This is a genomic window from Nocardioides sp. SLBN-35 (genome assembly GCF_006715725.1).
Lineage (GTDB): Bacteria > Actinomycetota > Actinomycetes > Propionibacteriales > Nocardioidaceae > Nocardioides.
In genome coordinates this window covers 1,241,084-1,260,331 of sequence record NZ_VFNU01000001.1, presented here as the reverse complement: position 1 = coordinate 1,260,331, position 19,248 = coordinate 1,241,084, and the positions used below count along the sequence as shown (strand labels likewise).

The following is a 19,248-nucleotide window of genomic DNA, read 5'->3' as shown; positions in this document are numbered from 1 at the left end:
CGGGTGACGGTCCGGTGACGGTCAGGAGACCAATGTCGGGGCGTTCACTGGTCCCACAGGGTGGCGATCGGCAGGCTCCACAGCCGCGGTCCGTACACGTGTCCTCGATGCGCGGTGTTGAGCACGACGCCGCCCCGGAACCGCCCACCCGCGCGCCGGGCGAGCGCGTGCAGCGAGCTGAACTGGTGGGGACGCAGGCTCGCGGCGGTGCGCACCTCGATGCCGTAGAGGCTGTCGTCGGGCAGCTCGAGGACCAGATCGACCTCGAGGCCGTTGCGCTCGCGCAGGTAGGCCACCCGGTGCTCGACCGCGCTGGTCTCCTGCTGCCGGAGCAGCTCGGCCGCGACCAGCGTGCGCAGCAGCGGCGCCAGGTCGCTGCGGCCCGAGAAGGCGACGAGCTCGGCGGGCGTGCGGCCGGCGAGGTGCCGGGCCAGGGCCGGGTCGTCGAAGACCACCTGGGGGCGGCCGATGGCCCGCTTGGCCGCCGCCGACCGGCTTCCGGGCAGCAGTCGGAGGACCCCGATCTCGACGAGCACGTCGACGTACGGCTGCAGCGTGGTGGGCGGTATCCCGGCCGTGGCGCCCAGCCGGGCCTTGTTGAGCTCGCCCATCGGGGGGTCCGCCAGCGCGACCAGCAGCGCGTCCAGCCGTCCGGGATCGGTACGACGCACCGCGCGCGCCCGCCGCGTGATGCGCCGCAGCTCGTCGTCGGTCACGGTGCGGGCGGTCGCGGCGACGTACCGCTCGACGTCCCAGGCGGTCCGCACCTCGCCGGGGACGGTTCCCCGGGAGCCCAGACGGGCGACGAAGTCGGCGGCCACGGACCTGACCCTAGACACTTCTCGCGCAAAACTCGTCGATTTGTCTAGCAAGACCGCTCGGATGTCCCGGTGACAGGTCGTGCATGGCACGATGCGGACCATGTCCCAGACCCACAGCGACTACCGGCTCAGCCAGCTGGACCAGCTGGAAGCCGAGTCGATCCACATCTTCCGGGAGGTGGCCGCCGAGTTCGAGAAGCCCGTGCTGATGTTCTCGGGCGGCAAGGACTCCATCGTCATGCTGCGGCTGGCCGAGAAGGCCTTCTACCCGGCGAAGATCCCGTTCTCGATCCTCCAGGTCGACACCGGCCTGGACTTCCCCGAGGTCATGGAGACCCGCGACCGCTGGGTCAGCCGGCTCGGCGTGAACCTCGTGGTGGCGAGCATCGACGACGCGATCAAGAACGGGATCATCCCGGACGCCGCGAAGATCAGCCGCAACCGCCTCCAGATCCCCACGCTGCTCAACGCGATCGAGGAGAACGGCTTCACCGCCGCGTTCGGTGGCGGGCGTCGCGACGAGGAGAAGGCCCGCGCCAAGGAGCGCGTCTACTCCCACCGCGACGAGTTCGGCCAGTGGGACCCGAAGAACCAGCGTCCCGAGCTGTGGAGCCTCTACAACGGCCGCCTGCACGAGGGCGAGCACATGCGGATCTTCCCGATCTCCAACTGGACCGAGCTGGACGTCTGGGACTACATCGGCCGCGAGGGCATCGAGATCCCGAGCATCTACTACTCCCACCAGCGCCGCGTGTTCGTGCGCGACGGCATGCTGATGAGCGAGACCCCGCTGAACCCGCTGCGCGAGGGCGAGGTCGTCGAGGAGCGGACCGTCCGGTTCCGCACCTGCGGCGACATCACCCTGACCGGCTGCGTCGAGAGCACCGCGTCGACGATCGCCGAGATCATCGACGAGGTCGCCGTGGCCCGCAAGACCGAGCGCGGCGCGACCCGCGGCGACGACCGGTTCTCCGAGGCTGCCATGGAGGACCGCAAGAAGGAGGGCTACTTCTGATGGCCGGCACGAACATGGATCTCCTGCGCTTCGCGACCGCCGGCTCGGTCGACGACGGCAAGTCCACCCTGATCGGGCGCCTGCTGCTCGACTCGAAGTCGATCTTCGAGGACCAGCTCGAGGCGGTCGAGGCCACCAGCGAGGCGAAGGGCTACGACTACACCGACCTCGCGCTGCTGACCGACGGCCTGCGCTCCGAGCGCGAGCAGGGCATCACCATCGACGTGGCCTACCGCTACTTCGCGACGCCCAACCGCAAGTTCATCATCGCCGACACCCCGGGCCACGTGCAGTACACGCGCAACATGGTCACCGGCGCCTCCACCGCCGACCTCGGCCTGGTGCTCGTCGACGCCCGCCAGGGCCTCACCGAGCAGTCCCGCCGGCACGCGGTGATCCTCTCGCTGCTCCGCGTCCCGCACCTCGTGCTCGCGGTCAACAAGATGGACCTCGTCGACTTCGACCAGTCGATCTACGAGAACATCTACCGCGAGTTCACCCAGTTCGCCACGAAGCTCAACGTGCCCGACCTCGAGGTCATCCCGATCTCGGCGCTCCAGGGCGACAACGTGGTGACCCGCTCCGAGAACATGCCGTGGTACTCCGGTCCCACGCTCATGCACCACCTCGAGCACGTGCACGTCGCCTCCGACCGCGACCTGATCGACGCCCGCTTCCCGGTGCAGTACGTCATCCGGCCCAAGTCGGACGAGTTCCACGACTACCGCGGGTACGCCGGCCAGGTCGCCGGCGGTGTCCTCAAGCCGGGCGACGAGGTCGTCGTACTGCCCTCCGGGATGACCTCCAAGATCGCCAGGATCGACCTGTTCGACAAGGAGATCTCCGAGGCCTTCCCGCCGATGAGCGTGACGGTCCACCTCGAGGACGACGTCGACGTGTCGCGCGGCGACATGATCGCCCGGGTCAAGAACGCCCCCGTCCCCAGCCAGGACATCGACGCGATGGTCTGCTGGATGACCACCGCCCCGCTGCAGCCGCGGCAGAAGCTGGCGATCAAGCACACGACCCGCACGGGCCGCGCGCTGGTCAAGGACATTCAGTACCGCCTCGACGTCAACACGCTGCACCGCGACCAGGCGACCAACGAGCTCGGCGTCAACGAGATCGGCCGCGTCACGCTGCGCACCACCGTGCCGCTGCTGTGCGACCCGTACTCCAAGAACCGCACCACCGGCTCGTTCATCCTGATCGACGAGGCGACCGGCGTGACCGTCGGCGCCGGCATGATCAACGGCTGACGCACGCGTCGTACGCCGGAACCCGCTCAAACCGTTCGATCGAACGGATTGAGCGGGTTTTCGGCGTCTGAACCCGCTCAAGCCGTTCGATCGAACGGTTTGAGCGGGTCCGGGTCAGCGCTGGGGACGGAAGTGCAGCCCGACCTCGGGGTCGACCACGACCTCCTGAGCGGCGGGCAGCCCGTCGACGACGAGCTGCGCGGCGACGTCGGTGTTGCGCTTGACCAGGGCGAGCGCGATCGGGCCGAGCTCGTGGTGGCGGGCCGAGGAGCCGACGACGCCGGCCGCGCGGCCACCGCCCTCGGGCAGCACCTCGGTGCCGGGCGTCGGGAGCCGGTTCTCGGAGCCGTCGAGGTGGAGCAGGGTCAGCCGACGGGGCGGCTTGCCCAGGTTGTGCACCCGGGCGACCGTCTCCTGGCCGCGGTAGCAGCCCTTGTCCATGTGCACGGCGGCCGCCCATGACGGAGCCTGGTCGACCCCCAGCCAGCCGACCTCGTTGGGGATGGTGCGCTCGTCGGTGTCGATGCCGAAGCGCGGCTCGCCGCGCTCGATGCGCAGCGCCTCGAAGGCCCACAGACCCGCGGCCGGCCCCGCCGCCTCGGCGTACGACGCCAGCTGGTCGCGCGGCACCAGGTCGTAGCGGCCCTCGCCGACCGGGCGCCAGGCGACGGCGAGGTCGCCGGTCGCGTCGGTGATCTCGACGCGCATCATGAACTTCATCCGCTCGAGGAACTCCACCAGCGCGCCCGCGCGACCGGGCTCGGTGTGGGCGGTGAAGGCCTCGCCGTCGTCGACGCCGGTGAAGGCGTGCTCGACGTGACCCTGTGGCGAGAGCACCAGCGCGGAGACCCACTGGCCGGCGGGCAGGCCCTCGAAGTACTGCGTGGTGAGCGAGTGCAGCCAGGTCAGCCGGTCGGGACCGGTGACGCGGAGCACGTCGCGGTGCGAGAGGTCGACGAAGCCCTCGCCGGCCGCGAGGGCGCGCTGCTCGCCGTACAGGCTGCCGTAGTGGGCCGCGACTCCGGCGTCGATGCCCTCGCCGGCGACGGCGCCGGGGAGGTCGAGAAGGGGGCTGGTGCGGGTCTGCTGGGTGGTCATGTGAGGTCCCGGTAGTGCTCGAGGAGGCGGGTGAGGGTGCCGAGGGCTGCCTGCATCTCCTCGATGTGTGCCGGGTCGAGCGTGCGGAGCATCTCCTTGATCTCGGTGCTCGACACACCCGAGGTGCGCGGCAGGTACCTCACCTCGCAAACGTCGGAGAGGTCGTCGAACTTCCCGGCCCAGTCGTCGCCCATCACGAACAGGTCGACGCCGTGCTCGACGATGTCGGCGCGCTTCTGGTCCCAGGACCGCTCCGGCAGCACCAGGTCGACGCCCTTGATGGCGCCCACGATGGCGGCCCGGTCGTCGTAGGACACGACGGACCTCTTGCCCTTGCCGGCGTTGAACTCGTCGGTCGAGACGCCCACGACCAGGCGGTCACCGAGCCCGGCGAGGCGCTCGATCAGCCGCAGGTGGCCGATGTGGAACAGGTCGAAGGTGCCGTAGGTCAGCACGGTGGTCACGGGGTCGCTCCTTCGCAGCGGGCGCAGCGCCCGAAGACGGTCAGGTGGCCGAGGTCCGGGACGAACCCCCGGGTGGCGAGAGCGGCGACGAACGGCGCCGCCTCGGCCTCGTCGACGGAGATCACGTCGCCACAGCCGCGGCACACGAGGTGGAAGTGCACGTGGCCCCGCGTCGAGTGGTACGTCGGGGCGCGGTCGGACAGGTGCGCATGCCGGATCAGGCCCAGCTCCTCGAGCACCTCGAGCGTGCGGTAGACGGTGGAGGCGTTGATCGTGCTTACCGTCTGCTGGACGTGGGCCAGCACCTCGTCGGGGGTGGCGTGGCCGAGCGCGTCGACCGCACCGAGGATCAGCTCGCGCTGGGGCGTGAGGCGGTAGCCCTTCTCACGGAGGGCTGCGCGCCAGTCGTTGGTCTCGAGACGCGCGTCGCGGCCTCGTTCCTCGCCCGCGGCGCTCCTCGACCTCCCCGCCGAGCCCGGGTCCTCCCTCGTGCCTCGGGAGTCCCCGGGGCGGTGATCAGGCACGCTTGAGCCTCGCCCACAGGTGCGGCTGGAGCGGCTGGCCCATCGCGGCCATGTCGAACGCATAGAGCAGGTCGCCCTCGACGTTGCCGTAGAGGCGCTTGCCGGCGACGTACTCCTTGGCGGTCTCGGTGCGCGCCACCGCGTCGGTGGTCCACTCGAACTTGCCGTCGGCGGCCTCGCCCTCCCAGATCTCCGCGATGCCCGTGTTGTGGGTCAGCAGGATCTCGAAGCGGCCCTCGCCGACGCCCCGGATGAACCCGGTCTCGATGGCGGCGTCGCGGACCTTCTCGTTGTTCTCGTCGATGATCCAGGAGCGCGCCATGTAGTGGAAGAACGGGCGCCCGTCGTGGGTGAAGATCAGCTCCTGGCCGAACTGGAACGAGTCGATCGTCGGGTAGTCGCCGTGGCCGTTGCCACGCCACGTGCCGAGCATCCACGCGATCGGTCCGCAGTTGGGGTGCAGGTTGTCGGGAAGTTCGAAGGCCACGATCGACCAGTCTAGGGAATCGCTGATCGATGGCGACGTCGCGAGCGTCGCGAGGCGCGTGCGATGGCAAGGCGCAGGCGCGAAGACATGCTGGGCGCACGTCGAGCGTCTGCAACGCCGCCAGCGTGCGCGCATCGCGGCGCGCAGCAGGCGCCATCGATCAGCGCTTCCCTAGGGACTGCGTAGGCTCTGACCCATGTCGCGCAGCCTCGTCGTGAAGGTCACCTGCGGAGCCGACGACCCGGAGCGCTGCAACCAGGCCTTCACCGTGGCCGCCGCGGCCGCCGTCTCGGGCGTCCCGGTCTCGCTCTGGCTGACCGGGGAGGCCGCCTGGCTGGCCGTCCCCGGCCGGGCCGCCGAGCTCGACCTGCCGCTCGCGACGCCGCTGCCCGACCTGATCGACGCCGTCCTGGCGACCGGCTCGGTGACCGTGTGCGCGCAGTGCGCGGCGCGGCGCTCGCTGTCGGAGCCGGACCTGCTGGCCGGCGTACGCATCGCGGGGGCGCCGGTGTTCGTCGAGGAAGTCCTGGGTGAGGACGTGCAGGCGCTCGTCTACTGAGAAGGTTCTCCCATGCGTCGCGCCTCCGCCCTGCTCCTGGCGGCCGCCATGGCGGTCACGCTCAGCGCCTGCGAGAAGTCGTCCGGTCCGAAGCGCGAGTACGTCGCCCTCGGCGACTCCTACGCCGCCGCCCCCGGCGTCGGTCGCGCCGACCCGCCCGCCGCGTGCCGGCGCTCGAAGGACAACTATCCCCACCTGCTCGCCGAGGACCTGGACCTCGAGCTGACCGATGTCAGCTGCTCCGGGGCCCCGACCGAGGCGGTACTGGGCGAGTACGACGCGCTCGGGAAGAGGCTGCCGCCGCAGGTCGAGGCCGTCGACGCGAGCACCGACCTGGTCACGATCGGGCTCGGGTTCAACGACTTCGCCCTCTCCATCCGGGTCTTCGTGAAGTGCGTGCAGCTCGGCATGGCCGATCCCACCGGCACGCCCTGCACCGACGCCGACGCCGCGGCCGGCGCCAACAGCACCGAGGCAGCACTGGCGCAGATCACCGCGCGCCTCACCGCGGTCATCGAGGCGGTCACCGAACGGGCTCCGAAGGCCCAGGTCGTGCTGGTCGGCTACCCCACGATCTTCCCCGAGCAGGACACCTGCGCGAACCTCGGCATCGCCAAGGGCGACCTGCCCTTGGTGCGCGGCGTCGTGGAGAGCCTCAACGCGTCTGCCGAGGCCGCGGCCGAGGCGGGCGGTGCGACGTACGTCGACACGGCGACGCCGACCCGCGGCCACGACATCTGCTCCGACGACCCGTGGATCGCGGGCATCAAGCCCACCCCCGGCAAGAAGGCGCTGATCTGGCACCCCTACGCCGAGGAGCAGAAGCTCGTGGCCGAGCTGGTGGCCGAGGTCGTCGACTAGTGCGCGCCGTGCTCCAGCGGGTCAGCTCCGCCTCCGTCGTCGTCGACGGCGAGGTCGTCGGCGCCATCGACGCGCCCGGCCTGCTGGTCTACCTGGGCGTCACCCACACCGACGGCGCCGCCGAGGTCGCCTGGATGGCCCGCAAGATCCGCGACCTGCGCATCCTCGCGGACGAGCAGTCGCTCGGTGACACGGGCGGACCCGCGCTGGTGGTCTCCCAGTTCACGCTGTACGGCGAGGCCCGCAAGGGCCGCCGCCCCACCTGGATCGCCGCCGCGCCGGCGGCCGTCAGCGAGCCGGTCTACGACGCGGTGTGCGCGGCGTTGGAGGCGGCCGGAACCCCCGTCCAGCGTGGAGTGTTCGGCGCGGACATGAAGGTGAGCTCGGTCAACGACGGCCCGTTCACGGTGCTCCTCGAGACCCCCTGAGGTTCCGTTTTCGGCTCGCATCTGACGAATGGGCTGCGATTCGGCAGGATTCACAGCCCATTCGTCAGATGCGCGCTTCCACGGCACCCCTCCCTTGTGGAGGACGAACCCACGGACTCACGAACCTGATCATGCTCGGTTGCATGGATCTGCCTCATCTCTCCCGGGACGGGATCGTGGCCCCCGTGCGGGTGGACCCGACCGGGCTGCGCGGACCGACGCGCGGGCAAGCCCGCGGGCCTCGATGGACCAGGGTCGCGCCGTGGTACTACGTGCCGTCCTGCACCGACCGGAACCGGACCGACCAGCGCATCGTCGAGGCTCTCGTGCCCTTTCCGGAGGGTTCTGCCGTCACCGGTTGGGCCGGCCTTCACCTGATGGGAGCGCACTGGTTCGACGGCTACGGCGCCGACGGACGCCCGCTGGACGTCCAGGTAGCGCTCGGTCACCAACAGACTGCGCGGCCGCGGAGCGGAGCGCACCTGATGGAGGAGTGGCTCTTCGACGACGACGTGACCTGGGTCGACGGCATACCGGTGACCGTGCCCAACCGCTCGGTGACCCACCTCGCGCGCACCGCGCGGAACGACCTCGAGGCCACGAGGTACGTCGACATGGCGGCGTACGACGATCTGGTCACGCTGGCAGGACTGACGAGATACGCGGCACGCCTCGGCCCACGCCCAGGAACCCGGCGGCTCAAGCGTGCCATCGAGCACGGCGACGAGAACGCTTGGTCGCCGACAGAGGTCACCACGCGCCTCCTGTGGAAGGGTGCGTTCCCACGACGTCACCTGGTGTGCAATGCACCGATCTTCGACCGGGCAGGCAACCATCTCTTCACACCCGACCTGCTCGACGTGGAGGCTGCAATCGCCGGGGAGTACAACGGCGACGACCACGCCAGCCGCAGGACGCGCAGTCGCGACCTCACCCGCGACGACCTGGCGCGCCGTCACGGGATCGAGGTGGTCAGCACCCTTGCCGGCGCCGGCGAGCGGGAGCTCTTCGTGCAGCGGCTGCGTGGCGCCTACGAGCGGGCAGCCCCGAACACCGATAGCCGCTCATGGACGCTCGAGCTGCCCGGCTGGTGGGTCGACACCTCCACGGTCGCCGCGCGACTCGCCCTGACGCCGTACCAGCGCGAACAGTGGTTGCGTCACCGCCGTCGCATCTGACGAATGGGCTGTGAAATAGCCTCAGACACAGCCCATTCGTCAGATGCGACGCAAAGAACGCAACCCCAGCAGGTAGAGCTCGCACCCGAGGCAGAACGCGAACACAGCGTTGAGGAAGGCCGCGACGAAGGCGAGCGCGGCGAAGACCTGGCCGAGGAGGACGGCGCCGGTGGCGAAGCCGAGGGTGGCGACGACGGCGAAGACCAGTCCGACGGCCTGGGCGAAGCGGGGCGGGGCGGGGTCCTCGAGGTGGTCGGGAGCGGCGAGCCTCGGCCGGACCAGCCGGCGGAAGAGCACTCCCGTCGGGGTCCTCTGGACGCCGAGTCCGGCACCGATCGCGAAGAGGACGGCCTGGACGCCGGTGATCACGGCGGCCACCCCGGGCGCCGCGTCCGACAGCACCAACGCGACGGCGAAGACGACGAGGGTGATCGCGGCGGTGAAGCGGGGGCCGCGGGGGTCGATGCCGGCGACGGTGGGAGCAGTCGCGGACATCAGGCCCCCTGGAGCGTCGGGAGGGCGGCGAGGACCTGCTCGCGGCGTGGGGCGCCGGCGGCACGGGTGATCTCGTGCCCGAAGCGGTCGAGGACCAGCGTCGTGGGCGTACGACGGACGTCGAGGGCGCGGACCAGGTCGAGATGCTCCTCGGCGTCGATCTCGACGTGCGCGACGCCGTCGAGCTTGCCGGCGACGTCGGACAGCACCACGCGGGTGGTGCGGCAGGGCGCGCAGAACGCGCTGGAGAACTGGAGCAGGGTGGCCCGCTCCCCCAGCTCGGCCGCGGGCACCGAGGCGGCGACGGCCGACCACGCGGTCGGCTCGGGGTCTCGAGACGGTCGCTGCGCGGCCTCCTCGACCGCCGGGGTCGCGAAGGTCCCGTCGGTACGACGGCGGTACAGCCCGAAGCCGACCGCCACGACGACGGCGGCCAGGAGCAACACGAGTCCGGGGTTCACAATCCTCCTTCAACCGCGGCGGCGGCCCCCGGATTCCGGGAACCGCCGCCGACTGGTCTCGAGACGGTCGCTGCGCGACCTCCTCGACCTCCGTTCAGGTCCTCAGAGCGAGATGAGGACCTCGGCGACCGAGCCGGTCTGCGCCTGGACGACGCGGTCGACCGGGTCGGCCTTGGGGGCCAGGGTCCGCAGCGTCCACTGGCCGTCGCCGGCGAAGAACCGGAAGTGGCCCGTGGCGGAGGTCGGGACCTCCGCGGTGAACTCGCCGGACTTGTCGAGCAGGCGGACGTAGGCGCTCGCCACGGGGGTGGCGTCGTCGCCGGTGCCGCGCACGACCTGGCCCTGGATCACGGCCTCCTTGGCGACGTTGACGCCGTCAAGCGACAGGCCGCCGACCTTCGCGCCGCACATCAGGCGTCACCGGGCTCGTCGCCGAGCGCGATCGGGACGCCGACGAGGGAGCCGTACTCGGTCCACGAGCCGTCGTAGTTCTTGACGTTCTTCTTGCCGAGCAGCTCCTGCAGCACGAACCAGGTCAGCGAGGAGCGCTCACCGATGCGGCACAGCGCGATGGTGTCCTTGTCCTCGTCGAAGCCGACCTCGGCGTACAGCGCCTGCAGGTCCGCGTCGGACTTGAAGGTGCCGTCGTCGTTGGCGTTCTTGCTCCACGGGACGTTGACCGAGGTCGGGATGTGGCCGGCGCGCTGCGACTGCTCCTGCGGGAGGTGGGCCGGCGCGAGGAGGCGACCGGCGTACTCGTCGGGGCTGCGCACGTCGACCAGGTTCTGGGCACCGATCGCGGCGACGACGTCGTCACGGAAGGCGCGGATGGAGCGGTCCTGCTCCTGGGCGGTGTAGGAGGTCGCGGCGCGCTGGGGCAGCTCGTCGGTCAGCTCGCGGCTGTCGAGCTCCCACTTCTTGCGGCCGCCGTCCATGAGCTTGACGTCCTGGTGGCCGTAGAGCTTGAAGTACCAGTAGGCGTAGGCGGCGAACCAGTTGTTGTTGCCGCCGTAGAGGATCACGGTGTCGTCGTTGGCGACGCCACGCGAGGACAGGAGCGCCTCGAACTGCTCCTTGTTGACGAAGTCGCGACGGACCTGGTCCTGGAGGTCGGTGGTCCAGTCGAGCTTGATGGCGCCCTTGATGTGACCCTTGTCGTAGGCCGTGGTGTCCTCGTCGACCTCGATGACGACGACCTTGTCGGTGCCGAGGTTGTCCTCGACCCACTGGGTGGAGACGAGCGAATTCTCGCGGCTCATGGTGATTCCTTCTGGTGGTTGCGATGGTGCGGTACGACGGACAGTGCTGCGGCGCCTGCTCCCTGAAGAGCAGCACGACGAACGCACAGGACGGCGCCTGGGCGCGCGACAGCGCCACGGAGACGACGGGAGAGGCGGCAGAGTGCCGGAGGCTCAGAGACCCGTCAGCAGGGTCGACACAGCGCCGAGCTGACGCGGCAGTTGTCCACCGCGCGCCGCTTGGTCAGCAGCAGGGTCGTCGACATGGAGAAGAGCCTAGGCGGCTTTCCCGGATCCACGAACTCCGCTTCTCGAAATATGAGACAGACATCCAGATAATGAGACCGCCGCCCGGCGGGACCTGTCGGTCCCGCCGGGCGGCGGTCATCGGAGCAGGGCGGACTCAGCGCTTGCGCACCGTGAACACCGCCTTGTCGGCCGCGTACGCCGCGCTTCCGGCGTACGTCGCCCTGATCTTCCAACGGCCGGGCTTGAGCCGCACCCGGCACGTGGCGACCCCGTCGTCGATCGTCGCGACGCACAGGGTGCGCCCACCGCTCCTGAACGCGACCCGGCCGCTGACGCCGACAGCGACCTTCGCCCTCAGCACGACCCGCTTCCCCTTCGCCAGCGAGGCCTTCTTCGCCTTGGCCCTCAGGCCCGGGTCCGCCTTGGCGGCCGGGTCGACCACCTCGAGCACGAAGGACCGCTGCGACTCGCGGTGGGTGTCGTCGCCGTCGTAGACCGCCAGGATCGCGTGGTCGCCCGGAGGCGGCAGCATCCGTACGACGCAGGTCGCGACGCCGCCCGAGACACTCGCCTCGCACAGCACGTCCTCTCCGTTGAGGAAGCGGACCTGGCCGGTGGCGCCGGCCGGGCCGACCTTCGCGGTCAGCGCGAGGTCGGTGCCGAAGGTGGCCGACGTGTTGGCCACCGTGACCGTCGTGACCGCACGGGAGTCGACCGGCTCGACGACCGTGACCACGCGGGACGCGATCACCTGGTTGCCGTTGTCGTCCTCCGCCACGTAGGTGAGCACGTAGGTGCCCGCCGTGCCCGTGTCGACGTCCCCGACGACCCGGATCAGGACGTCGCTGTCGGTGTCGTCGGTCGCGCTCACCCCGTCGAGTGGGGCGAACTCGCCACCGACCGGGACCGTCGTCGTGGCCGGCACCTGGAGCGTCGGTGCCTTCGTGTCGGTGCCGGCGGCGCTCGCCCGGAACACCGTGCCGAACTGGCGGATCGCGCCGACCCGCTCACCGTCCTCGGTCCGGCTCTCGGCCGTCCACGCGTAGACCTCCCCCTCGGCGAGCCCGGTCCACGAGACCGTCGCCGGCCAGCCCGACCTCGCCGTCTGTACGCCGATGACCCGCTCGGTCGGGGTCACCACGGTCAGCCCGTCGGTCGAGAAGGTCGTGCTCCGGCTGGAGAGGTCGACCGGCAGGGTCAGGTTGTCCTCGGCGCTGTTGTAGCGCTTGCGGTCGTCGTACTCGGTCGCCCCGAAGTTGTCGAAGTGCGGCGAGTAGGTGTCGATGCTGACCTCGGAACGGTCGACGTCGAACTGCAGCAGCCGCAGCCAGCTGGCGCCGAACTGGAGCAGGTCGCTCGCCTTGTGGTCGGTGTCGCCGTCGCCGTCGAGGTCGATGTTGCCGGACCCGTCGACCTTGTCGGGCCACAGCTCGCGCGCGGACACCTTGTAGAACTGGTAGTCCGCCAGCAGCTCGACCACGTTGTGCTGCACCGTCGCGCCGACGCCCGTCTTGAGGTTGGTCCCGACGCCGTGCTCGTGGCCGGCCAGGATCAAGAAGACGTTCGGGTTGGCGCTGACCACCTCGTCGTACAGCTTCGAGCCGTCGCCGGAGAAGCTCGCCCCGCGGCCGTCCTTGGCCGTCGACGGCGCGAGGTAGGCGTGCGTGAGCAGGATGCCGTTGCGGTCGGGGTAGCGCTGGAACACCGAGCTGGCCCAGTCCGCCTCGGCCTGCGTGACGCCGTACGACAGGCCGACCGCGACGAAGTCGAGGCCACCTGCGGAGAACAGGACGTAGTTGTTCTGGTTGTCCTGGCCGGGGGTGCTGACCGCGCCCTGGCTGTCGGTCGCCTCGTCCCAGGCGTGGTACGACGCACCGCTCGGCCAGCTCTGCGCGGCCGCGTAGTAGCGGTCCGGACCGTAGTACCGGTTGAACCGCGAGGTCGGACCGGTCTCGTTGCCGAGCTGGTTGTCGTGGTTGCCGGCGATCACCTGGTTGGGGATGCCCGAGCCGTCGAGCGTGGCCTGGGCGCCGGAGGTGAACTCGAATTCGCGGGTGACCTGGTCGTCCAGCCCCGGGTAGAGGAGCTGGCCGGAGCCGTTGGTCGCGAGCGGGTCGTTGTAGTCGTTCTCGATGACGTCACCGGTGTGCCCGGCCCAGGCGATCTTGCGCGGCCCGGCCTGCTGGGCGATCCAGTCGGTGGTGGCGCGGTAGGCCTTCGCCCAGATCGCCTGCTCCTCGGCCTTCATCTGGTCGGCCGGCTCGGCGACGCCGTCCCAGTCGTCGTAGGTGCCACCGGCCGCGCCCTCGGCGAGGTACTGCGTGTCGGTGAAGTGGGCCAGCGAGAAGTCGTAGTCGTCGGGGTTCTCGAAGTCGTCCTTGTCCTCGGCGGCCTTCTCGTCGCGCGGGGCGAGGTCGTCGGCGAACGGGTCGGTGCCGAGCACCAGCAGGTGCACGGTGCCGCCGTCGACGAGCGCCGGGCGGAGCACGGCGTTGAGGACGGTGTCGCCGTCGCGTACACCGCGCGCGGTGGCGAGCTCGACCCACGCGGAGGTCTGGGCGTTCCAGGCCCGCAGGGTCACCGACCGCTCCGGGTCGACGACGCCCTTCCACACGACCTGCTGGCCGGTGACGGCCGGGCCGACCTCGACGTCGAAGCGCTGGAACGGCAGGTCGCCGCTGGTGGCGCTGGCCGTCGCGTCGCCGTCGTCGGGCGCGAGGCGCCCGGTGATCGGCTGCTCCTGCTCGTGGTCGAACTCGAGCGTGGTCGGGACCTTCTTCACCACACCCTGGACGCCGCCGTCGGCGACGGTCGCGGTGGCCTCGCGGAAGGTCGTCGTGACGTCCCCGCCGTCGGGGCTGGTCGCGATCGCGGAGAGCTGGACGACGCCCTTGCCCTCGCCGGACCCGGTGCCGCCGCCCGAGGGGATGGTGTCGGTCTCGAACGGAACCTCGAAGGAGACCGGCTTGCCGAACACGTCGACGGCGGTCGCGGTGATCCTGTGCGAGCCGGCCTGCAGGCCCGCGCCGACGGGGTCGCCCTCGGCGACCGGCTCGCCGTCGAGCAGGAAGACCCAGCCCGTGGCGTTGTCCTCGTGCGCGATGTCGAGGTCGAGCTCGACGGGCGAGGAGAGGTGGTCGCCCGCCGCCGGCACGGAGGCGTCGAGGCGGACGCCGGCGTCCGGGTGCTCGCCGAAGGCGGCGATGTCGAGCGCCCTGACCTCGGTGTCGTTGAGCGCGCGGCCGTAGATGCGGGCGTTGGCCAGCTTGCCCCTGGTGTAGAACTGCGCGCCTGCGTTGGGCGAGGAGTCCGCGCCGACGGTCCACGCACGGGCCGTGGCGTTGGGCAGGGTCAGCGCGCCGGTGGCCGGCGTGGTCGCGGCGAGCACGCCGTCGACGTACAGCTTGATCTCGGTGCCGGTCCACACGCCGACGACGTGGTACCAGCGGCCGGCGCTGATCACGGCGCGCGCGGTCTTGTAGCCGCCGCCGATGTGGGCCATCAGGCCGACCTTGTCCTCGTTGACGTAGATCGAGTAGCCGCCGGCCTCCTTGCCGGAGCAGACCGACGCCTCGGTGCCGGCGGGCAGCGGGCCGTCGTACCGGAAGGTGCACTCGATGCTGACCGCCGAGGTGATCTGGTCCCAGTGCGGCGTGAGCGCGTAGCCGTAGGCGTCGTCACCGGTGAGGGTCACCACGTCGCGGTCGAGCGCGTTGTCGTGGCCGATCGTCGGGCTGCCGAAGGTCTTGACCGCGAGGTCGCGGACCCGGTCCTTGGCGGTGCCGTCGGCGAAGTCGACGTCGAGGACGTCGGCCTGCGGCGTCTCGACGGCGGTGTCCCACTGCGCCGCGAGGGCCTTCACCTCGTCGTCGCTGACCGCGCGGGAGAAGACGCCGGAGGCGGCGAAGGTGCTGGGCGGGGCGGGCTGGCCGACGCCGGTGGGGCTGGCGTCCGCGCCGACGACGAAGCGCCGGGCGGTGGCTGCCGGGAAGGTCAGCGCCCCCGAGGCGGCGGTGGTCTGGGCGAGCTGGCCGTTGACGTAGAGCCGGATCTGGCTGCCGTCCCAGGTCGCGACGGCGTGGTACCAGCGGTTGCCGTCGATGGGCGTCAGGGCGCTCTTGTAGCCGCCGCCGATGTGGGCCATGAAGCCGAGGTTGCCGCCGGTGACGTACATCGAGATGCCGCCGGCCTCCTTGTCGGAGCACATGTCCTTCTCGTTGGACACCGGCATCGTGGTGTCGACGCGGAACACGCACTCGACGCTGACGCCCGTCGTGAGCTTGCTCCACTGGTCCTCGAACGGGAACCCGACGGCGTCGTCGACGCCGTCCACCGTCATGACGGGGCCCTGCTTGGCGTCGGTCCCGTAGGTCGGGGTGCCGTACGTGATCGGCGCCAGTGACTGGGCAGCGTCCGTCGGGACGCCGCCGGGGAAGGCGACGTCGAGGACGTCGGGGGTCGGCGCCGGTACGGCGGTCGCCGCCGCCGGGGCGTCCGGCAGCAGCGTCGCGGCGGTGGGCGGCGCGGCGGTGGGCGGCGCGGCCTGGCTCGAGGTGGCCAGCAGGCCACTCGAGGCGAGGGCCACGGCGACCACGGAGGTCGCGAGCAGCCGGAGCCTGCGCATCGGTCGTGCGGGCACGACGGGTCTCCTCAGGGGTTGGGGGTGGGGGTGGGAGTTGCCCGTCGCCGCTGCCGGGCCACGAGGGTCCCGGCGACGGCGACGAGGAGCACGGCGCCGAGAACACCGCCGATCTGGAGGGCAGCGCTGCTGCCGGTGCTGCCGGTGCTGCTGGTCGCGATGGTCGTGCTGGTCGTCATGGAGGTGCGCTCGCCGAGGGACCAGTCGTGGGTGGGCGCGTCGGCGCCGTACACCTGGTGCTGCCCGTCCGGACCCGTCGCGAGGGTGCGGTACGCCGGGTGCAGGTCGGTCAGCGTGCTCACCGTGACGGTGGCGCTCGCCGCCGGCCGCGGACAGGTGAACACCAGGTCGGCGCCGTCGGCGATCAGGTCGCCCGACGCCTCCACGCGACCGGGACAGGCCCGGCCGCCGCTGGCCACCGTGACGTGCTCGAGCAGGTAGGTGTGCACCTCGGGCGCCTGCTGCACGAGCTTGGCGTCGCCGTCGTCGTAGTCGATGGCGCCGTCGAGCATCACCCGGTCCTCGGGCAGCACGCCGAGGTGGATGCCGAGCAGGGTGAGGTCGTCGGCGGCACCGACCTTCCAGGTCACGTGGACGACGGCGGGATCGTGCGCGTCGCCGGCGACCGAGACGGTCTGCGGGTCGCCGAACGGGTGCGCGGCCAGGCTCATGTCGCCGACACCAGCTGCCCGACGGCAGCCGTGGTGACCACGCCGCCGATGACGGTGATGCTCGCGGCGGCGAGCACCGGCGCGACCCGGGACGCGGCCGTGACCAGGGCCCGGGACTCCGCGGCGCGGACCACGATGCTGCGCCCGGCCAGGGCGAGCAGGCCGACGCCGAACAGGACCGTGGCCAGGCCCAGCCCGAAGGTGATGACGAGCAGCAGCGCGAACCCGGAGCGACCGGTGAAGATGCCGGTCACCAGCACCAGGAAGGCCGCCGGGGACGGCGTCAGGCCACCCGACATGCCGAGCAGGACCAGACCGGGACGGCTCGGCTCATGACCGTGCCGCTGACCGTGACCGTGGCCGTGCCCGTGCCCATGACCGTGCCCGTGGCCGTGCCCGTGCCCATGACCGTGGCCCGCGCGGAGGTGGCGCCGGAACAGCCAGATCCCGACGCCGACCACCATCAGCCCCGCTGCCAGCTGCAGCCCGCTGGTCAGCCGCTGCATCGAGACCACGTCCGAGAGCGACAGGAAGGTCCAGGCGAGCGCGATCACGAGCACCGAGACGGTGTGCATGACCGCGACGGAGGCCCCCAGCCACGCGGCGTCACGGACCTTGCCGTCCGCCCCGACGAGGTACGCCGCCGCCAGGCTCTTGCCGTGACCGGGACCGACGGCGTGCGCGGCACCGGCGGTGAAGGCGAGCAGGAACGCCACGGGCACGAATCCGGGCGAGCCGACGAGGTCGACCAGGCGGTCGTCGAGGGAGGGCACGGGCAGTCATGGTCGACGGGCCCGGTGACGTCGGCGCCGGTGCCCGGTGGCCCGCGGGTGACCCGGGGGTGAAGAGAAGCCGAAACCCCTCACCAAGAGGTCGGGGCAGCGCGGGGTCAGCGCACCCGGCAGGCCGAGGGTGCCGTGGCGTTGGAGCTGCCGGGCGCCGCACCCGGCGACATCTCGAGGCGGGCGTCGTCCGGCTGGCCCTTGGCGGTGTGCAGCACGACGTCGACCGTCTGGGTCTGGCCCGGGTCGAGGAGCACGCCGATCGTGGCGACCTGTCGGCCGGCGTACGTCGACACGGTGGGGTCTCCCGTGGACTGGCCGTCGATCCGCACCTCGTCCACACTGCCGCCGACGGGTGCGCTGACGTAGACGACGAGCAACTGCTGGCCCGGGTCGGTGCGGTTGCCGGGGAAGAACTCGCCGGTGATCGCGTCGGGCAGCTGGTCGGCCAGGCCCGGGGTCGCGTTGGTGAAGGTGAGGGTGGCACCGAGCTCCTGGCGGCCGCCGGAGCAGGAGCGGGAGTACAGCTCGGCCTTCTGCCGCAGGTAGTACTGCATCTTGGTCGGGCCGGCGTCGTTGACGTAGACGCCGACGACCGGAGGGCCGTCGGTGCGGTCGACGAACTCGCCCGCGATCCGGGTGCCGGCGATCTCGCGCTGGGCCTCGTCGGCGAAGAAGTGCATGCGTACCCGGCCCTCCTCGACACCGGTCACCAGCCCGCGGATCAGGTCGGCCGAGTTGCCGTAGCCGTCGGAGAAGACGTCGAAGACCGCCTTGGCGACCGCCTCCTGGTAGTCGCTCTGCGCCTGCGTGCCCGGGGTGAGCGCATAGATCTCGTTCTCGACGCGGCGCACCACGTTGCCGGCCGTGATCGGTGCGTAGCCGGGCACGGGGACCTCGCCGATCGCGGTGAGGAGGTACGACACGACCACCGGGTCGACGTACAGGACACCGTCGAGGCGCTGCCCCTCGACCTGCTGCCAGCGCGCCCGGATCAGGTCGGAGGAGCGCGGGATGTCGGGCGTGAGGGTGGCGTCGACGCCGATGGTGCCGAGGATCTCGCCGAACAGGTCGCGCTCCTCGGTGCTCAGCGGCAGGACCGGGTGGCCGGGTGTCGCGCCGAGCTCGGCCATGTCGACCTGCCGGACGATGTCGACCTTGCCGTCGCGGGCCTGGATGAGCGACAGCGAGCCCGGCAGCCCGCCGCTGCTGCGCGACTCGGCGTTGTTCTGGAAGACCAGCAGGTAGTTGCGGTCACCGCCCTCGCCGAGCATCCGGGGGATCAGCCGGGAGGCGCGGTACGTCGACTGCAGGGTTCCGCGCGCGTCGTCGACCAGGCCCCGCAGCCCGTCGAACGCGGTGCGGATCGGGCCGGCGAACCCGGTCGGGTCCACCGCGGCCAACCTGCGGCTGGCCGTGTCGAACGCCTTCTCGCTGCGGGCCGCGGGCTCCTCGAGGGCCGCGATCCGGTCGAGCGGGAAGCGGTGCTCGACCGGCTGGAAGCTCTCCGCGGTCACCAGGTCGGCCGCGTCGACCACCGGCGTCAGCCCGTCCCGGCCGACGTCGGCGAGCACCTCGGCCACGGTCGCCACGCCCTTCGCGTCGTCACCGACGAGCGGGAGCGCCCCGAACACCGACCAGGTCGCGCCGTGGGTGGTGTCGTCCGCGGAGTCGGCGGCCTCCTGGTAGGCGGCGAGGGCGGAGCGGGCACCCGCGGCGTCGCCCTGCACCAGGGCGTCGCGCATCGCGCGGGCCTGCTCGTCGACCTCCCCCAGGTCGCGGCTAGCCCCGAGCGCCACCCACAGGGCCCAGCCCCCGAGCAACACCAGCACCGCACCGAGACCGATCGCCACGGTCCAGCGAGGGTGCTCCCGGCGGAACCGGCGTACCTGCCGCAGCAGCCGCCGGAAGCCGCGAGACCGGCGCCGACGCCGAATCTCGGGCGACATGCCCGGGAGACTAGGCCATGTCCTAGCAGCGGACAATTGGTGGCCATGGGACAGTGACCATCGACCGTCT

At 71.3% G+C, this 19,248-nt stretch carries 19 protein-coding genes; 6 read left to right on the top strand and 13 right to left on the bottom strand.

The window, feature by feature from the left end; genetic code table 11:
* Positions 1 to 44: 44 nt before the first annotated feature.
* On the bottom strand, positions 45 to 821 hold the full coding sequence (locus FBY23_RS06090) for a DUF4143 domain-containing protein (RefSeq protein WP_141797332.1): 777 nt from the start codon (positions 819 to 821) through the stop codon (positions 45 to 47).
* A 100-nt stretch (positions 822 to 921) separates the two neighbouring features.
* On the opposite strand from FBY23_RS06090, the gene cysD reads away from it, so the two are divergent.
* Together cysD and FBY23_RS06080 are read left to right on the top strand one after the other, a co-directional pair.
* Complete coding sequence (gene cysD, locus FBY23_RS06085; protein WP_141797331.1) at positions 922 to 1,836, top strand: sulfate adenylyltransferase subunit CysD; 915 nt, start codon at positions 922 to 924, stop codon at positions 1,834 to 1,836.
* Positions 1,836 to 3,095, top strand: coding sequence for a sulfate adenylyltransferase subunit 1 (locus FBY23_RS06080; protein WP_141797330.1), 1,260 nt, complete (start codon positions 1,836 to 1,838; stop codon positions 3,093 to 3,095). Before cysD ends, FBY23_RS06080 begins: the two co-directional genes overlap by 1 nt.
* Positions 3,096 to 3,209: 114 nt before the next feature.
* Here FBY23_RS06080 and FBY23_RS06075 read toward each other — a convergent pair whose 3' ends face one another.
* The 4 genes from FBY23_RS06075 to FBY23_RS06060 are packed head-to-tail and all read right to left on the bottom strand — an operon-like array spanning position 3,210 to position 5,668.
* The gene (locus tag FBY23_RS06075; protein WP_141797329.1) at positions 3,210 to 4,193 is read right to left on the bottom strand and encodes a folate-binding protein YgfZ; all 984 of its coding nucleotides are present in this window, start codon (positions 4,191 to 4,193) and stop codon (positions 3,210 to 3,212) included.
* Positions 4,190 to 4,657, bottom strand: a complete 468-nt coding sequence (locus FBY23_RS06070; RefSeq protein ID WP_141797328.1) for an adenylyltransferase/cytidyltransferase family protein — start codon at positions 4,655 to 4,657, stop codon at positions 4,190 to 4,192. Before FBY23_RS06070 ends, FBY23_RS06075 begins: the two co-directional genes overlap by 4 nt.
* Positions 4,654 to 5,181 (bottom strand): Fur family transcriptional regulator, encoded by a 528-nt coding sequence (locus tag FBY23_RS06065; RefSeq protein ID WP_260805780.1) that lies wholly within the window; start codon positions 5,179 to 5,181, stop codon positions 4,654 to 4,656. The genes FBY23_RS06070 and FBY23_RS06065 overlap by 4 nt, the downstream gene beginning before the upstream one ends.
* Positions 5,174 to 5,668: an FABP family protein gene (locus FBY23_RS06060; protein ID WP_141797326.1), complete on the bottom strand. Its 495-nt coding sequence runs from the start codon at positions 5,666 to 5,668 to the stop codon at positions 5,174 to 5,176. The genes FBY23_RS06065 and FBY23_RS06060 overlap by 8 nt, the downstream gene beginning before the upstream one ends.
* Positions 5,669 to 5,864: 196 nt before the next feature.
* On the opposite strand from FBY23_RS06060, the gene FBY23_RS06055 reads away from it, so the two are divergent.
* The 4 genes from FBY23_RS06055 (at position 5,865) to FBY23_RS06040 (ending at position 8,694) form a co-directional block, all read left to right on the top strand.
* Positions 5,865 to 6,227: a DsrE family protein gene (locus FBY23_RS06055; RefSeq protein WP_141797325.1), complete on the top strand. Its 363-nt coding sequence runs from the start codon at positions 5,865 to 5,867 to the stop codon at positions 6,225 to 6,227.
* Between the two features lie 12 nt (positions 6,228 to 6,239).
* The gene (locus FBY23_RS06050) at positions 6,240 to 7,088 is read left to right on the top strand and encodes an SGNH/GDSL hydrolase family protein (protein ID WP_141797324.1); all 849 of its coding nucleotides are present in this window, start codon (positions 6,240 to 6,242) and stop codon (positions 7,086 to 7,088) included.
* Positions 7,088 to 7,516 (top strand): D-aminoacyl-tRNA deacylase, encoded by a 429-nt coding sequence (gene dtd, locus FBY23_RS06045; RefSeq protein WP_141797323.1) that lies wholly within the window; start codon positions 7,088 to 7,090, stop codon positions 7,514 to 7,516. Before FBY23_RS06050 ends, dtd begins: the two co-directional genes overlap by 1 nt.
* A 68-nt stretch (positions 7,517 to 7,584) precedes the next feature.
* Positions 7,585 to 8,694 carry a hypothetical protein gene (locus FBY23_RS06040; protein ID WP_141797322.1) on the top strand — a complete coding sequence of 370 codons (1,110 nt, stop codon included), beginning with the start codon at positions 7,585 to 7,587 and terminating at the stop codon, positions 8,692 to 8,694.
* Positions 8,695 to 8,733: 39 nt separating this feature from the next.
* Here the strand turns inward: FBY23_RS06040 and FBY23_RS06035 are convergent, their stop codons facing one another.
* From FBY23_RS06035 to FBY23_RS05995, 8 genes are all read right to left on the bottom strand, one after another.
* Positions 8,734 to 9,189 carry a DUF4395 domain-containing protein gene (locus FBY23_RS06035; RefSeq protein ID WP_141797321.1) on the bottom strand — a complete coding sequence of 152 codons (456 nt, stop codon included), beginning with the start codon at positions 9,187 to 9,189 and terminating at the stop codon, positions 8,734 to 8,736.
* On the bottom strand, positions 9,189 to 9,650 hold the full coding sequence (locus FBY23_RS06030) for a thioredoxin family protein (protein ID WP_141797320.1): 462 nt from the start codon (positions 9,648 to 9,650) through the stop codon (positions 9,189 to 9,191). The genes FBY23_RS06035 and FBY23_RS06030 overlap by 1 nt, the downstream gene beginning before the upstream one ends.
* A 102-nt stretch (positions 9,651 to 9,752) precedes the next feature.
* Positions 9,753 to 10,061: a DUF1416 domain-containing protein gene (locus tag FBY23_RS06025; protein ID WP_141797319.1), complete on the bottom strand. Its 309-nt coding sequence runs from the start codon at positions 10,059 to 10,061 to the stop codon at positions 9,753 to 9,755.
* Complete coding sequence (locus tag FBY23_RS06020; protein WP_141797318.1) at positions 10,061 to 10,909, bottom strand: sulfurtransferase; 849 nt, start codon at positions 10,907 to 10,909, stop codon at positions 10,061 to 10,063. The genes FBY23_RS06025 and FBY23_RS06020 overlap by 1 nt, the downstream gene beginning before the upstream one ends.
* 382 nt (positions 10,910 to 11,291) lie before the next feature.
* Positions 11,292 to 15,776 (bottom strand): LamG-like jellyroll fold domain-containing protein, encoded by a 4,485-nt coding sequence (locus tag FBY23_RS06015; RefSeq protein WP_160158173.1) that lies wholly within the window; start codon positions 15,774 to 15,776, stop codon positions 11,292 to 11,294.
* A gap of 11 nt (positions 15,777 to 15,787) precedes the next feature.
* Complete coding sequence (locus FBY23_RS06005; RefSeq protein ID WP_141797315.1) at positions 15,788 to 16,447, bottom strand: hypothetical protein; 660 nt, start codon at positions 16,445 to 16,447, stop codon at positions 15,788 to 15,790.
* On the bottom strand, positions 16,444 to 17,220 hold the full coding sequence (locus tag FBY23_RS06000) for a cobalt transporter (RefSeq protein ID WP_141797314.1): 777 nt from the start codon (positions 17,218 to 17,220) through the stop codon (positions 16,444 to 16,446). The genes FBY23_RS06005 and FBY23_RS06000 overlap by 4 nt, the downstream gene beginning before the upstream one ends.
* Positions 17,221 to 17,336: 116 nt before the next feature.
* The gene (locus FBY23_RS05995) at positions 17,337 to 19,178 is read right to left on the bottom strand and encodes a DUF4012 domain-containing protein (RefSeq protein WP_141797313.1); all 1,842 of its coding nucleotides are present in this window, start codon (positions 19,176 to 19,178) and stop codon (positions 17,337 to 17,339) included.
* Positions 19,179 to 19,248 lie beyond the last annotated feature (70 nt).

Excerpts from the sequence above, each read along its gene's own strand:
- cysD (WP_141797331.1), top strand. The coding sequence starts at position 922 with ATGTCCCAGACCCACAGCGACTACCGGCTCAGCCAGCTGGACCAGCTG.
- FBY23_RS06040 (WP_141797322.1), top strand. The coding sequence starts at position 7,585 with ATGCGCGCTTCCACGGCACCCCTCCCTTGTGGAGGACGAACCCACGGA.
- FBY23_RS05995 (WP_141797313.1), bottom strand. The coding sequence starts at position 19,178 with ATGTCGCCCGAGATTCGGCGTCGGCGCCGGTCTCGCGGCTTCCGGCGG.
- FBY23_RS06020 (WP_141797318.1), bottom strand. The coding sequence starts at position 10,909 with ATGAGCCGCGAGAATTCGCTCGTCTCCACCCAGTGGGTCGAGGACAAC.
- FBY23_RS06080 (WP_141797330.1), top strand. The coding sequence starts at position 1,836 with ATGGCCGGCACGAACATGGATCTCCTGCGCTTCGCGACCGCCGGCTCG.
- FBY23_RS06035 (WP_141797321.1), bottom strand. The coding sequence starts at position 9,189 with ATGTCCGCGACTGCTCCCACCGTCGCCGGCATCGACCCCCGCGGCCCC.
- FBY23_RS06075 (WP_141797329.1), bottom strand. The coding sequence starts at position 4,193 with ATGACCACCCAGCAGACCCGCACCAGCCCCCTTCTCGACCTCCCCGGC.
- FBY23_RS06055 (WP_141797325.1), top strand. The coding sequence starts at position 5,865 with ATGTCGCGCAGCCTCGTCGTGAAGGTCACCTGCGGAGCCGACGACCCG.
- FBY23_RS06025 (WP_141797319.1), bottom strand. The coding sequence starts at position 10,061 with ATGTGCGGCGCGAAGGTCGGCGGCCTGTCGCTTGACGGCGTCAACGTC.
- FBY23_RS06050 (WP_141797324.1), top strand. The coding sequence starts at position 6,240 with ATGCGTCGCGCCTCCGCCCTGCTCCTGGCGGCCGCCATGGCGGTCACG.
- FBY23_RS06005 (WP_141797315.1), bottom strand. The coding sequence starts at position 16,447 with ATGAGCCTGGCCGCGCACCCGTTCGGCGACCCGCAGACCGTCTCGGTC.